This window comes from Maritimimonas sp. 2210JD6-3 (assembly GCF_056591795.1).
On sequence record NZ_JBWQOJ010000018.1, the window covers coordinates 50298 to 67183 of the forward strand.

The window sequence follows — 16886 nt, forward strand, 5'->3', positions numbered from 1 at the left end:
TGAGTGTTTAATAATTCTTAAAATCCCTAATAATTTACATAAACCCAACCTGCTAACGGCGATTGTCTGTCTTGATTAAATTCAATTACATAATAGTATGTACCAACAGGTACTTTCTGTCCTTTAGAAATAGTTCTAGAACCTGTTGAGAATCCATCCCACCATAGTGGTTGTGCTCTACCATCATTACTATATTCATAAACGACATTACCCCAACGATCGTATATCTCCATTGTAAAGTTTGGATATTGATCTAAGGCTGGTATTACAAATGTATCATTGTTATTATCACCATTTGGAGAGAATCCGCTAGGAACTCGATCACAAGGTATTACATCAACATAATTCGGATTACCATCTTCATCACAATCATCTGTAATAGGATCACCACTCATATCTCCATCTTCATCTACTGTGTTGATTCCGTCATTATCATCATCAATGTCACGATAATTTACTTCATCAGTACCATCGAAATTTGGTAATTCTGTTGCTGGGCTATTCGTTACAGTAGCTCCGTTAGGATCGCCATAACCTGTTAAGTCACCATCATATGCATCGTCTAAACCATCTTCGTCATCATCATTACCTGATGCAATAGTATCTGGTTCAATTTCTGCATTAAAATTATGGCCTTCAATACTATCAGGCACTTTATCACCATCTGCATCTTCATCTAAATAATCTGGATCGCCATCACCATTATCTAAATTTTCATCAGTATTTACAGGTTGAATACCATTTGTAGATTCGAAATTAGGTAACTCATTGGTTCCATCTGTATCGTTATCATACACATCATCTAAACCGTCATTATCACTATCAACACCACTAGGTGCTTGATAACCAGTAGTTGTTTGTCCTTCTACATTATCTGGAATACCATCATTATCACTGTCTAAATCTAAATGATTGTCATTACCATCTAAATCATCATCATTAGAGGTCTCTACAACTGTGAGAATACCATCATTATCATCGTCAATATCTAAATAATTATCTATTCCATCTCCATCGGTATCTCCTTCTCCTATTTCTTCTTGCGTTGGAACACCATCGTTATCATCATCATTATCTAAATAGTCTGGTGTGCCATCATTATCAGCATCATCAGGATTAACTGGTCGTCCATCTACATCAGGGTTTGGTCCTTCACCTGCTGTTGGTATCGTATCACCATCATCGTCGTTATCTAAATAATTAGGAATACCATCTTCATCTGTATCATCATTTGTAACGTCACCATCCATCGTTACTGCATCTTCAAATCGTGTACCTACCGTATCACCATCATCATCGCGATCTCTATAATTTACTTCACCATTATTATCTGTATCTGGTAAATCATTGGCTGGGTTTGTACTTACAATCGAACCATTAGGGTCAGCATAGCCAACAGTATCATCATACGAATCATCTAAACCATCACCATCAGCGTCACCCGAAGGGCCTACATCTGGCAAACCATTCAAAGGATCTACATCATGAGCTTCTGTACTATCTGGCACAGAATCTCCGTCTGAATCTAAATCTCTATAATCTGGATTTGGGTCACTAAATGGTGTACCTACATCTGAATTCACATCATTCGCTTGAATACCATTTGTTCCTTCATAAGCAGTATCTAAACCTAAGGCATTTACTGTTCCTGAAGGATTAATATACCCTGCAGTAGTTTGCCCTTCTACATTATCTGCAATACCATCACCATCTGTATCTAAATCAAGATAGTTATTGATGCCATCACCATCTAAGTCTAAGTTTCCTGTATTTTCAAGGCTTGTTAAAATGCCGTCACCATCATCATCTATATCTAAGTAGTTATCAACACCATCTCCTTCAGTGTCAATCGCATCATCTGGATTACCATCATTATTTGGGTCAGAAAATTCGTTTTCAGTATCTATTCCATCATTATCATCATCTGTATCTAAAAAGTCAGGATTATCAGCGCCATCTGTATTCTGTATTATATAATTAACAGTTCCATCATTTTCTGGATCAACTGCACTAGGAATACCATTTGAGCCAACTGCGCCATCTATCATACCATTCATGTCAGAATCAATCAAATCTGCCGTCTGGCCAGATTCGAACATATCATAAACACCATCACCATCGGCGTCTATGTCTTGACTATTAGGTTGACCATCATTATCTAAATCTCCTGTACCTTCCTCAGTATCTAGAATACCGTCATTGTCATCATCGAGATCATTAATATCTGCTACACCATCACCATCGAAATCTTCAAGAACATTTAATATTGCTACTCTCGAAGTGACATTACCATTACACGCATAACCAGGCGCTGAAATTACTACATAGTACTGATTCTCATGTAAATCTAAAGTATTAGCATTTATTGTAAGTGTGGCAGTATTTGTTCCTGTATAAATACCTCCATCGGCATCTAATCTCCTAAATGAAACTCCTTCATCGTTACTTTCAAACCATGTATATGTAGGATTTATTCCGTCTTCAAGAATCAATTCAAAATTAGCAGTAGCATTTAGTATTACTGTCTCATCTTGAGGAGTAGAAGTGTCTATTGTGACTTGTTCACCAAACTCTCTATAATCGAAAATACCATTTCCATCATTATCAGCAGGTTCACTATATCCTCCTTGATTTTGAACTACACCATTAGCATCTGTAACCAATCCTGCTCCTGGAACTCCAACACCTAAGAAATCGTTACCATCAGCTCCATCATCAAAACCTGCTTCAGTCACATCATTACAACCATCATTGTCTGCATTTGATTCATTGGAATCAGCTATCCCATCACTATCTGAATCTAAAGTAGCTTGAGAAACAGTAGCTGTATTTGAATCATCTGTTTCTATATTATTATATAATCCATTTGCTCCTACAGTCCCTGCGTTAGCGCCATCTATAACGCCATCATTATTAGAATCTGCTACTAGATTGGTCGGATTTAATTGACCTGATTCAACTAGATCATAAATACCGTCGTTATCTGAATCTAAATCGAACACATTGGGCACTCCATCTCCATCAACATCAGGATCAACACCTCCTGCTAATTCATCAGCATCAGGGATACCATCATTGTCATCATCTAAATCTATCACATCAGGAATTCCATCTCCATCATTATCACCTTGAATCACAACCTGTACCGCTGGATCAGTTTCCGCTGGAGTTGTATTACATACGTAATTACTTACTTCAACTCTCAATATATAATACCCTGCTAAACTTGGTTGTGCATTTAGAATTGTTAATTCGTTGGAATTTTGACCTGAATAATTTGCATCACCGTCAGCAATATCCGTAAAAGGCACTGTTACACCATTATCTGGACTAAATCGCCATCTAAATATATCTCCATTTGCTGTAGCATCCTCAATAGTAACACTATTTCCTATTAACACTGCTGGAGGTGGTGTTGGTTGCGTTATAATGGAAGCCGCTTGGTTATATTCTTGGAAATCAAAATTTCCACCGTTAACATTCGCTGGTGTTGTATAGCCTTGATTTGGTGGTGGCGGTGTACTAACTACCACACCCGTTGTAGGATCTACTGTTGCAGGTGAAGCTCCTAATATACCGTCAGGAGTAGGATCTGTATCTGCAAATCCTGCTTCTAAAACATCATTACACCCATCGGTATCTGAATCTAATTCTAAGAAGTCAAATATACCATCTGGTGTTGGCACACCTCCTACGGTACTTGAATCTAACGGTGTTAACGTTGGATTTAAAATATTACTATCTGGAAATGTTTCAAATCCATCAAATAAACCATTACTACCCACACTTATTGGCGTAGCGGCATCTATAATACCATCTCCATTACCATCGGACAAAATATTACCAGCCTCTACTATATCGAAAATACCGTCATTATCACTATCTAAATCTCGTGAATTTATTACACCATCATTATCGGTATCAGCACCTGTCTCTAATTCGTCTGGAATCCCATCATTATCGGAGTCTAAATCGAACACATCTATTACTCCGTCATTATCTGTATCTGGGCTTACCAACACAATAAGATCATCTTGACCATCATTATTAAGATCTGTAAAAGTATCTATGATACCATCATTATTGGTGTCAATCCCACCTGCTTCAACAATATCAAAAATACCATCATTATCACTGTCTAAATCTAAATGATTCGGAATACCATCTCCATCATTATCATACACGTCTGGAACTCCATTATTATCTGCATCTGTATAATCTGTCGTACTACCATCTCCTGCACCACCATCATCAGTAGTATCTTGCCAATTCGGAATTCCATCACCATCTGCATCTCCATTAGGAGCATTACCACCAGACTCATCAACATCTGCAATACCATCATTATCATCATCTAAATCTATATAATCTGTTACTCCATCTCCATCAAAATCTAAAATATCTCTATAATCTACCTCTCCATCTGAATCTTCATCACCTAAATTACTTGCATTTGGAGGATTAATCCCATTATTAACATTATTAGGAGCTCCTGTATTTCCTGTACCATCTACAATATCCCAAGCATCATCTATTCCATCATTATCTGCATCAGTCAATAAAGGAAAGTTTGTAACACTTCCGTTTTCAATGGCATCTAAAATAAGATCATTATCACTATCTAAATCTAAATAATCTACATCTGCATCTGTATCACTGTTTTCAGGCGTTAAACCTCCTGTATAATTCGTATCAACGCCATTTGAATCAACAGTTCCACTAGGAGCCACATACGTAGCAGTAGGCTGTGCCTCAATATTATCTGGAATTCCATCACCATCTGAATCTAAGTCTAATCTGTCAGGTAAATTATCTCCGTCAGCAAAACTATTTTCTAATTCAATACTATCAAGTATTCCATCATTATCACTATCTAAATCAAAAACATCTAATACGCCATCACCATCAGTATCTGGACTTACCAAAACAATAAGATCATCTTGACCATCATTATTAAGATCTGTAAAAGTATCTATGATACCATCATTATTGGTGTCAATCCCACCTGCTTCAACAATATCAAAAATACCATCATTATCACTGTCTAAATCTAAATGATTCGGAATACCATCTCCATCATTATCATACACGTCTGGAACTCCATTATTATCTGCATCTGTATAATCTGTCGTACTACCATCTCCTGCACCACCATCATCAGTAGTATCTTGCCAATTCGGAATTCCATCACCATCTGCATCTCCATTAGGAGCATTACCACCAGACTCATCAACATCTGCAATACCATCATTATCATCATCTAAATCTATATAATCTGTTACTCCATCTCCATCAAAATCTAAAATATCTCTATAATCTACCTCTCCATCTGAATCTTCATCACCTAAATTACTTGCATTTGGAGGATTAATCCCATTATTAACATTATTAGGAGCTCCTGTATTTCCTGTACCATCTACAATATCCCAAGCATCATCTATTCCATCATTATCTGCATCAGTCAATAAAGGAAAGTTTGTAGCACTTCCGTTTTCAATGGCATCTAAAATAAGATCATTATCACTATCTAAATCTAAATAATCTACATCTGCATCTGTATCACTGTTTTCAGGCGTTAAACCTCCTGTATAATTCGTATCAACGCCATTTGAATCAACAGTTCCACTAGGAGCCACATACGTAGCAGTAGGCTGTGCCTCAATATTATCTGGAATTCCATCACCATCTGAATCTAAGTCTAATCTGTCAGGTAAATTATCTCCGTCAGCAAAACTATTTTCTAATTCAATACTATCAAGTATTCCATCATTATCACTATCTAAATCAAAAACATCTAATACGCCATCACCATCAGTATCTGGACTTACCAAAACAATAAGATCATCCTGACCATCACCATTAGTATCGTTAAACCCATCTATCATCCCGTCATTATCGGTGTCAATTCCACCTGCTTCAACAATATCAAAAATACCATCGCCATCACTATCTAAATCTGTACTATTACCATTGCCATCACCATCTACATCATCTAAACCTTCAACAGCATCTAAAATACCATCGTTATCACTATCTAGATCTAGCTCATTTGGAATATCATCTGCATCGTCATTACACACTTGAAAAACCTCTATATCATCAATTGTAAAATCATTACCATTTTGGCCACATGCACAATTGTTTATTAACACAAAGTTTACCGAAGTATTTGTTCCTGGGTTAACAGTTAAGGTTTGTTGCACCCAATTTCCTGTATAAGGAATTGATCCAGTATTATCGGTTCCAATAACTACTGCTCCAGTTGTTTCTATATTTACTCTTAAATCTGGTAAATCTACATCGGTAGGGGCACTTGCAATATTTTTTACCCAAAAAGTAATTGTAATATCTAAATTTGGTTGCAAACCTGTTATTTCTCTACGATATACAATATTATTACCAGTATTTGGAGCATTAACTAATAACATATATCCGTTTGTATCTCCTGTATGATCTGTATTTGTACCTAATGGACCCCAAAAACTAGTGTTGAAAGCAGGGTCAGTAACAACGGCATATGAATTATCATCCACTACACCCGACGAAAAAGGAATATTAGAAAAATTTGGTGCCGTAAGAGCAATTTGATCACTAGGGTTCGTTGCTTGCCCAAAAGTTTCAACCAAAAAACTATTCGCACATTCTTCATCAACATCTAGTAATCCATCATCATCATCATCAGGGTCATTAGCATTAGAAATATTATCACCATCAGCATCACAAGCAGTACTAAATAAAGCCGAATCAAAATAACCAAGTGTTGTTGCTTGAAAAGAACCACCTGGAACACCATTTGAATTTACTGGATCTTTTAGCCTACCTGATGCAAAAATAGCATTTGCAGGAAAAGCTGCTGAACCCTCAACTGCATCAAAACATCCGTCATTATCACTATCTACATCTATGAAGTTAAAAACCAAATCACCATCTGTATCTAATATTGATTGACTAACTTCTATTATAGAAACACCATCAATAAAAATTTCATCACCCGATAAACCTCCAGGATCATTAAAGTTAGTATTTGCCCATAACCTAACAGTACCCGTAATTGCTGCTGTTCTGGTTAATGTAAATTTTTGCCAAGTACTTGTTGGAAAAACAGGAGAGTTGTCAAAGAAATTAGACGTGTAAACAGCTTGATTGTTTCCTTGAGCTCCTTTTTTAGCCCAAAAACTTATACTGTAAACACTTCCTGAAGTAACATTAAAATTATAAAATCTACCACTATCAGATCCATTTGAAGCCGCAGTGAACCGTAAAGAATTAGTTCCTACCACAGCATCTAAAGATGTATTAGCATCAGCTCCATTAGCTACCCAACCACCTACTGAATTTATCTCAGTAATTAAACTTGCCGCATTATCTTGACTATAGAGTTCTACTTCTAAATTATCGGCCCATCCATTAGAATTAATATCTGTAAACCCATCTACTAAACCATCATTGTTAGCATCTGTAAACCCTGCCTCTACAGCATCTGCAATACCATCATTATCACTGTCTAAATCTAGTCTGTTTATAATACCATCACCATCCGAATCCCCAACACCTTCTAAGAAGTCAATAATTCCATCATTATCATCGTCTAAATCTTCAACATCTTGTACGCCATCTGAATCTGTATCTTGCGCATAAATTACTGAATTAGAAAAAGATAAAAAAGTTAGAAGAAATAAAGTTAAAAATATTTTCTGGCTGATATAAAGATATAGTTTGGTTGAAACTAAGTAACTTTTTCTCATAATGTGTTTACTTAATATATTATAAATTCAATGAGTGACGCTATTACCTCCCCTTTTTCTACACTTACTTACGTAAGTAAAAGTAGTATTCACAAATATATAAAAAATTGTTAACGTCAATCTTTAATTACATTTTATTTTTAAAATAGGTTTTAACAGATTTTACCGACTATCACTCGATAATTTTAAATTCTGTTCTACGGTTTTGTTGATGCTGCTCGGGGGTACATTTTACAAAACTCGAACAATGATTTACTAATTGCATTTCACCATAACCTTTACTTGTAATCCTGTTACTATTAATTCCTTTTGAAACTAAATATTCTTTTACTGATAGAGCTCTTCTCTCAGATAACTCTTGGTTGTATGCTTCTGTATTGTTAGCATCTGTATGTGAACCTGCTTCAATCTTCATTTCTGGGTTTTCAGTTAAAATTTTAACAATTCTATCTAATTCATACGCAGCATCTTTACGAATATTCGTCTTATCGTAATTAAAATAGATTGGGTTTGTGTTAATAAACTTACCGTTTTCATTTTCACTAATAGCTTGTGTTGGATATGGATTACCTTCAACAACCACAAATTCAATTCTTCTGTTTGCCTGATGTTGCGCATCTGAACACTTAACAAAACTTTTACATTTATTAACAAGTACAGATTCACCAAACCCTTTACCAAAAACTCTATCTTTCTTGATTCCTCTAGAAACAAAATAATTCACCACAGATTTTGCTCGCTTATCTGATAACAACTGATTATGCTTTTCTGTATTCTTAGCATCAGTATGCACTTGCACTTCAATCTTAATATCGGGGTTTAAATTCAACACATTTGTAACCTCAGCTAAGTCTTCTAACTCACGGGGCGATAAACTCCAACTATCATACTCGTAATAGATTGGATCTATTTTTACGAACCTTTTCTCTATTTTTCTTACGACACTTCCATCAAACTGTTCATATTTTGTATTGTCAACTTTTATTGGCTTTACATATTCTTTAACAGGAGTTTCGTTTGCAATTTCTTCATCCTGTTGTGGCTTATTAACATCAGCATCTTCATTTGTTTCTACAACATTCTCTGAAACGGTATCTCCGATATTTGATGGATCCTTTTGATCAACAATCACATCATCAGGCTTTTTAGTAACTTGTACAAAACGACTGTCGTCATTTACAATTACAAATTCTGTTCGCCTATTTAATTGATGTTCTTCTCTTGTACATTTTACGAAACTAGAACAGTTATTTGTTAGCTGCATTTCTCCATAACCCTTTGCCGTAATTCTACTTCTATCAATGCCTCCAGCGACAATATAATCTACCGTAGCTTTTGCTCTTCTTTGCGATAATGTTTGATTGTAGGCTTCGGTAGCTCTAGAATCTGTATGCGAACCAGCCTCAATAAGCATTGATGGATGTTCTTTCATTACCGCAATCACTTTATCAAGTTCTTTCGCAGCATCAGGTCGAATATTTGACTTGTCAAAATCAAAATAAATCGTATTAATATTGATCATGATTTTGTCATTTTCAACACGCAATTCAGGATCCATTTTAATACCCACTTCTAGCGGAGGAACATCGGTATCATTATCTGTCTTAACATCGATTACCTCCTTTAAATACCCTGGTGCCTTAATTTCTAATGTATATTCTGTATTACTTTTAGCATCAAATGAAAATGCACCCTTCGAAGCTGGCAAAACTTTAGCTTTTATCTTAACTGTCTTTTTATCTTCCTTCTTAAGTTCATCTATACGAACAATATCTTTTTCATCATTATAGAGCGTTGGGTTATTATCATCTACATACACATAACCTGCTGGTAAGATATCTTTTACATCTATTCCTTTGGCGGTACGTTTTCCTAGATTACTCACTTCAACCGTAAATTCTACAGTATCACCCAAATCAGGATTTTCATTATCTACGGTAATACTTACTTGTACATCAGCGTTTCTAGTGTCTTCCACCGTAGTTTTTAAAGAACCATCACTATCTTCATTGGTAGTAGGTTTCCAATCATCAGTAAGTTCGGTAGGTATAATTTGCTTCGCTAATTCATTACCTTCTTTGTCGAATAATGTAATCTCAGCACCTGGAATGATTGCATCTAAATCTATATCTTTTACAATACCAGAAATGGCTTGCGCTCCATCAATTCGAATTGGAGGATCTGCCACAAAACTGTAAATATCATCGTCTCCTTTACCTCCTTCTCGATTTGATGAAAAATAACCTTTATCATTCTCATCATCAATAATGTATGCAAAATCGTCTTTTTCGCTATTAATAGGTGTTTCTAAATTAATTGCGTCAGAAACCGTTCTATCAAAAATTCTACATGCAAAAACATCTAATTCGCCGTATCCTTTATGACCATCTGAAGAAAAATAGAGAAAATTTTCATCACTTATAAATGGAAACATCTCTCTTTCTACTGTATTGATCTTCGTTCCCATATTTTTAGGATAACTAAACGTTCCATCCTCATTAATATCAACGACAAAAATATCAGTCTTACCTATAGAACCTGGTCGATCAGAAATAAAGTAAAGTTTTTTATCATCTACGCTTAACGTTGGATGCCCTGTAGAATATTGATCATTATTAAAAGGAAGTTTCACAACATTTTTCCATTCACCACTTTTCGTGACATCTGCCTTATACAATTGAATATTCACAACTCCCGTAGAGTCTTTTACCGCTTTACCTTTTTCAGAATAATTATTTGCATCAAAATAAACTGTTTTAAGGTCTTTTGTAAAGGCTACAACGCCTTCATGAAATTTATTATTAACCTCACCTAAAATTCTTTTTTTATTTTCTAATTCTCCCTCTTCTAAATTTATTTTTGCAGAATATAGGTCTAAAAACTGTTGGTTATTCCCTTCCCATGTCGTCTTGGCTATCAAAGCACCTTCTCTTGGTGAAGCAAAAACAACTCTATCTTTACCATAAAAAGTAGTTCCAAAATCAGAATATTTGGTATTTATTTCTACATTTTTAATAGTATATTTTCCAGGATCAGAAATTTGTGAAAATACTATTGCGGTAACTAATAATAGTGCTGCTGTGAATATCTTTTTCATGTGATGCATTATAAAAACTCTGTTACTTTAACTTCTATTTTTTAGAAAAATCTAGGTGATTTTAAGTTCTTCTTCGAAAAATCTATATCCCATAATAAAAACGCCTCATACGTACCATTATTGAAATTACCCAAATTCGTCGTCGTATAATCATACGCAAAACCTATTCGCAAACTCGGTGTAAATCCAAAATTAGCCAACAAACTCACAGAATCATCCAACCTATAGTTCGCACCAACCTCAAACCTGTCATTAAACAAAAAGTTCGCCGATACATCAACCGATAATGGTGCTCCCTGAACGCCCTTCAACATAACACTTGGCTTAAACTTTAACGTCTGTGATAAATCAAAAACATAACCACTCGTTAAAAAATAATGCGTCTCCTCTGAAGCTCTGGTAATCGCATTACCCTCCTTCTCAAAATGAACCGTCTCTAAAAAATTAGGTGCAGACAACCCTACATAAAACTTCTCATTGTAATAAAAAATACCAGCACCAAAATTTGGAAAACTCCTATTGATGTTCTCTGCGAACAAATCATCAACATCATTCTGGGGTAAATCAACATCTAGTAAATTCGCATTGAATAAACTAATACCGCCCTTTAAACCAAAAGCTAATCTACCTTCTTCTGACGTAGAAATCGTATACGATATATCTGCATAAATATTCTGCTCCTTTACAGGACCCAACTCATCAGCTATAAAACTAAATCCCGCACCTAAATTCTTACCTACAGGTGCATGAATAGCTGCCGTAGCCGTCTTGGGAGCGCCATCAATACCAACCCACTGGGTTCTACCCAATAATCCAATACTTAATGTACCTCTACTACCAGCATACGCCGGATTTACAATGTTCATATTGTACATGTACTGCGTATATTGAGGGTCTTGCTGCGAATTAACCTCAATAGAAGTCAAACCTAACAATAAACCTAACAGTAGTACCGAAACTATCTTATGTCTGTTCTTTATAATATGCATCTCAAAATGAGTGTTTAATAATTCTTAATCTAATTACTCTAATAATTTACATAAACCCAACCCGTTTTCGGTTTTAAGTTATCTTGATTAAAATAAATTATATAGTAATAGGTTCCTACAGGTACACGTTCTCCTTTTTTATAGGTTAATCTACCATCAGAATACCCATCCCACCACTCGATAGCGTCACCTGTTCTTCCGTTATTTTTATAGTCATACACTCTAACTCCCCAACGATCATAGATTTCTACTCTAAAGTTCGGATACCCTGACAAGGCTGGTATTACAAATGTATCATTATTATTATCACCATTTGGAGAGAATCCACTAGGAATTCTATTACAAGGAATAATATCTAAGTAATTAGGATCTCCATCAAAATCGCAATCATCATCTATATAGTTGCCATTTCCATTCGTGTCTTCTTCACGTGTTGGAACTCCATCACCATCATCGTCTTCATCTCGATAATCAACATCATCGTTTACTGCATCTGGTTCTGTAGAGAAATCGAAATCTGGCAGTTGTGTCGGATCATCAATTTCATCATTTACGTCAAATGGATCGTTCACATTATTACCCTCATATCCATCATCTAAACCATCACCGTCACTATCTATACCTGCTGAATCGACATCAGCTACACCATCATGATCTGCATCATGTCCTTCAATATTATCTGGAACACCATCGGCGTCAGCATCGTCATCTAAGTAGTCAGGAGCAGTATCACCAAAAGTTTCGACGTTTTCATCTGTATTTACAGGATTTATTCCTTCGCCTGAACCTGGATTTATTTCATATGCGTCGTCTAAACCGTTACCATCTGAATCAATTCCTGATGGTTCTATATAACCAACTGTTGGTTGTCCTTCAATATTATCTGGAAGTCCATCACCATCGGCATCTATATCTAAATAATTTGGATTTCCATCACCATCAAAATCAGGGTCATTTGCAAGGTCATTTTCTACCAATGTAAGTATACCATCACCATCATCATCGATATCTAAATAGTTAGGTTGACCATCACCATCAAAGTCATCATCAAATGGGTCTGGTGTGCTATTTAGGTTTTCATCTAATGTTGATACGCCATCTCCGTCATCATCAATATCTCTATAATCTACATCTTCGGTACCATCTGTATCTGGCAAATCTAATGCAGGATCATTGATTTCATCATTTACGTCAAAGCCATCATTCGCATCTCCTCCTTCATAACCATCATCTAATCCGTCTAAATCTTCATCTGTTCCTAAGAATGAGGCCTCACCAGCATCTATCATACCATTATGGTTGGTATCATGTGCTTCAATACTATCTGGCACATTATCATCGTCTGAATCTAAATCTATATAATCAGCATTATCAGAACCGTCTGTGTTTAATGGCACAGTATCTGTTCCGCCTTGAGCACTTTCATACACATCGTCTAAACCATTATTATTCGCATCAACTCCTGAAGGAGGCATGTAATCATCTGTCGTTTGTGCCTCCACATTATCAGGCACACCATCATTATCTGCGTCAATATCTAATTGATCAATGATTCCGTCGCCATCAAAGTCTAAATTATCACAAACACCATTCGCGTTTAACGTGCATCCAAAATCTGAATCTTGATAATTTGGTATCATGTCATTATCATGATCACCTGTTGCGTCGACACCATTGCTCTCTACAGTATCTATAATACCATCGTTATCATCATCGATATCAACAACGTCTGGTATACCATCGCCATCGGTATCTACAAGTACAGTTATGGTTAAAATTGCAGTGTCTGTATCACCAACTCCAGGCAGATTTGATAGTGGTCCTTGACCATCTTCTATTAAATATTCTATAACTACAGTACCTACAAAATTTCGTGCTGGAGTAAAAACAATAGAATCGTCTCTAGGGTCATCAGGCGTGCCTCCATCATTAACTGTAGCTATTCCTTCAGAAGGAAGTGGAAAAGTTATTATTTGTATTGGGCTGCTACTTGGTCCATCTCTACCAAAGTCATCTTCTCCATTACCATCAACATCTCCTCTTACAACAGGAATATTATTATCTATTGAATTCTCTACTACTTCTGCTACATCATCAACTGCAGTAGGTAAGAAGTTAATCACAATATCATTAGCAGTAAGCCTATCTTCATCATCATCATTTAAAAGGTCTCCATCTCCATCATCATCAACATCAAAACTTTCTGTAAAATCACTATCAAAATCAATATTATCTGAAGCAATGATTTCAGCTCTGTTATAATAACTATCTGTTGTTGTGGTACCATCTGGTAATACTTCAGCATCAAATTGTAATGAAATACTATCTCCATTATCAATACTTAAACCTGTCCATGTAATCGTATTACCACTCAATGTTCCACCATTTGTTATGCTTGCAACATTAATGTTACCATAACCATCTGGAATCACATCCTCCACAGCGACTCCTGTTACATTACTTGGACCATCATTGGTAACCGTAATTGTAAATGTAACCACATCACCTGTTGTAGGATTCGAAATACCTGTTACAGGATCTGCTCCGCTAACTGTCTTATCGATACGTAAGTCTGAGACAGGTATTGGTGTTACGGCTACAAAAGCTTCATCATCTTGTACGGGCATATCTCTATCTGGAGTCGCATCTGGCTGACTATCTGGATCAAAATTGTCGGCCGCAATAATCTCTGCATAATTATCATAATCTGCTGCCACACCATTCGCTAATACGGTTGCTGTAATGCTTAGTATTTCGGTTGCTCCCGACGGAATATCAGGTAGAGTCCATTCTCCAGTAGCCAGATCATAATTTCCTCCACCAGTATCACTTATAAAACTATACCCAGCAGGTAATTGATCAGATAATATAACACCAGTCGCCACACTTGGGCCTTGGTTTGTTACCGTTAACTCGAATGTAATATCTGTACCTACAAAAGGTGTTGCACCACTTGCACTAGTAATTACTTTGGTAATCTCGATATCTGAGACCGCTCTTGGCTCTATAGCTTCTTCGAGGTCATCAGGTGTATCGTTGCTGTCGTTTTGATCTAAGCTACTATTCGTAACCGTATTGGTTATGGTTTGACCACCCGTACCAATATCTACAGTAGCTTCTATAGTTAAAATTACTGGAGCAGCACCATTATTAATAGTACCAATTGTCCAAGTAGTTCCATTATAAGCACCTTGAGTTACCGTATTATTTCCTGTTGGGGTTACACCCGCAGGTAACACATCATCTAAACTCACATTTGTAGCTTGTGCAGGACCATTATTCGTAACTGTGATCTGATATACTACATTATCTCCAACAAACGGCGTATTCGTTCCGCTTATCAACGTTTTTTCGACTACCAGATCTGCATCATTTTGGACTTCTATAGCTTCCGAAAGATCATCTGGAGTACTGTTACTATCGTCTTGATCTAACACAATATTGGTAATCGTATTTGTTATAGTTTGTCCTCCTGTACCCACATTAACAACAGCTTCTATTGTAAGTGTTATAGCTGGAGCACCACTATTTATTGTTCCGATAGTCCAAGTAGTACCATCATAGTTACCTTGACTCACAATATTATTGCCTGTTGGTGTTATTCCCACAGGTAAGACATCATCTAAACGCACATTACTTACTTGCGCTGGACCATTATTGATAACAGTTATTGTATAGGTAATTGTTTCTCCTTCAATAGGCATAGTATTACTAACTGTCTTACCAATAAATAGATCTGCGTCATTTTCTACTTCTATATCTACAAATAAAATATCTGAGGTAATATTACTATCTGTTTGATCTTGAGTAACATTGGTAATGGTATTTGTTATAATATCTCCCGCAGTTCCAACATCGACAATTGCTTGAATTGTTAATGTAGCTGAAGCTCCGTTAGTTAATGTACCAATCGTCCAAGTTGTTCCATCATAGCTACCTTGACTTGCATTAGGTGTACCTGAAGTTGTTATACCTGATGGCAACACATCATCTAAGCTCACATTCGTGGCGTTAATAAAGCTATTATTGGTAACTGTAATCGTATAGTTTATTGTACCACCTTCTACAGGTGTACTATCATCAACTTCTTTAGATATTACCAAGTCAATATCGTTATCATTAATCGTTCCTAACCCTTGATTGTCTATTATGGTCACTAGGCCACCTGTAACATTTGATAAATCAATAGTATATTGTTCGCTTGGTTCTACTAAGGTATCATCTGTTATATTAACCGTAATAGTTTGTGTTTCTCCCGCTGTACCCGTAAAACTTAATGTATTGTTATTCCCTATATAATCTGAACCTGCCTGTGCCGTGCCATCTGTAGTTGTATAATCAACTGTAAATCCACTAGAAACAGCATTATCGAGTGTAACTATAAAAATTGCCGTACCCGCATCTTCATCAACTGTCACATCATTTATCGTTAGTCCTGCTACATCATCATCGTTAATAGTACCAATACCTTGGTTATCTCCTATCGTTGCTAAACCTCCTGTAATATTTGATAAATCAACAGTGAATTGCTCAATGGGTTCCACCACTGTATCATCAGTTATGTTAATTGTTATAGTCTGAGTTTCTCCTGCAGTACCAACAAAATTTACTGTATTACTTACTGATGTATAATCAGAACCATCTAAGGCTGTACCATCTGTAGTTGTAAAATCGACACTAAATCCACTTGACACAGCGTTGTCTAAAGTAACATTAAAAGTTACCGTCCCTGCATTTTCACCAACAGTGACATCATTAATAGTTACGCTCGCTGCATCGTTATTTTCTATGGTACCTGTAGCTGCAATACCGCCAATCGTTAAATCATAAACTTCATCTGGTTCTACCACGGCATCGTCAACCGTAGCAATCGTAACTGTAAAACTCGTAACCCCTGCTGGTACCGTAATCGTACCTGAAACAGCATCATACGTAACACCATTACTAAATACTGGTGGTAAGATGTAGTCTGATCCACTGGTTGTATTGTCTGCTAATATAAATGGATACGTCTCATCAAAAGTTGATTCTACAACGCCAACTGTATGAACTAAG

Annotated in this window: 4 protein-coding genes; all 4 read right to left on the reverse strand. The window is 36.1% G+C overall.

The genetic code is table 11. The annotated features are described in order from the left end of the window. Positions 1 to 26 precede the first annotated feature (26 nt). Positions 27 to 7745 (reverse strand): T9SS type B sorting domain-containing protein, encoded by a 7719-nt coding sequence (locus AC1EUY_RS09325; RefSeq protein ID WP_480195256.1) that lies wholly within the window; start codon positions 7743 to 7745, stop codon positions 27 to 29. Between the two features lie 172 nt (positions 7746 to 7917). Continuing rightward, a complete protein-coding gene (locus AC1EUY_RS09330; protein WP_480195257.1) occupies positions 7918 to 10842 on the reverse strand; it encodes an OmpA family protein in 2925 nt (974 codons plus the stop codon). A 41-nt stretch (positions 10843 to 10883) separates the two neighbouring features. Then, positions 10884 to 11831: a PorP/SprF family type IX secretion system membrane protein gene (locus AC1EUY_RS09335; protein WP_480195258.1), complete on the reverse strand. Its 948-nt coding sequence runs from the start codon at positions 11829 to 11831 to the stop codon at positions 10884 to 10886. A gap of 38 nt (positions 11832 to 11869) precedes the next feature. Continuing rightward, positions 11870 to 16886 (reverse strand): Calx-beta domain-containing protein (locus AC1EUY_RS09340; RefSeq protein WP_480195259.1); only part of this gene is annotated, 5017 nt, incomplete at its 5' end.

Coding starts and splice junctions, on each gene's coding strand:
- AC1EUY_RS09325 (WP_480195256.1), bottom strand. CDS start 7,745: ATGAGAAAAAGTTACTTAGTTTCAACCAAACTATATCTTTATATCAGC.
- AC1EUY_RS09335 (WP_480195258.1), bottom strand. CDS start 11,831: ATGCATATTATAAAGAACAGACATAAGATAGTTTCGGTACTACTGTTA.
- AC1EUY_RS09330 (WP_480195257.1), bottom strand. CDS start 10,842: ATGAAAAAGATATTCACAGCAGCACTATTATTAGTTACCGCAATAGTA.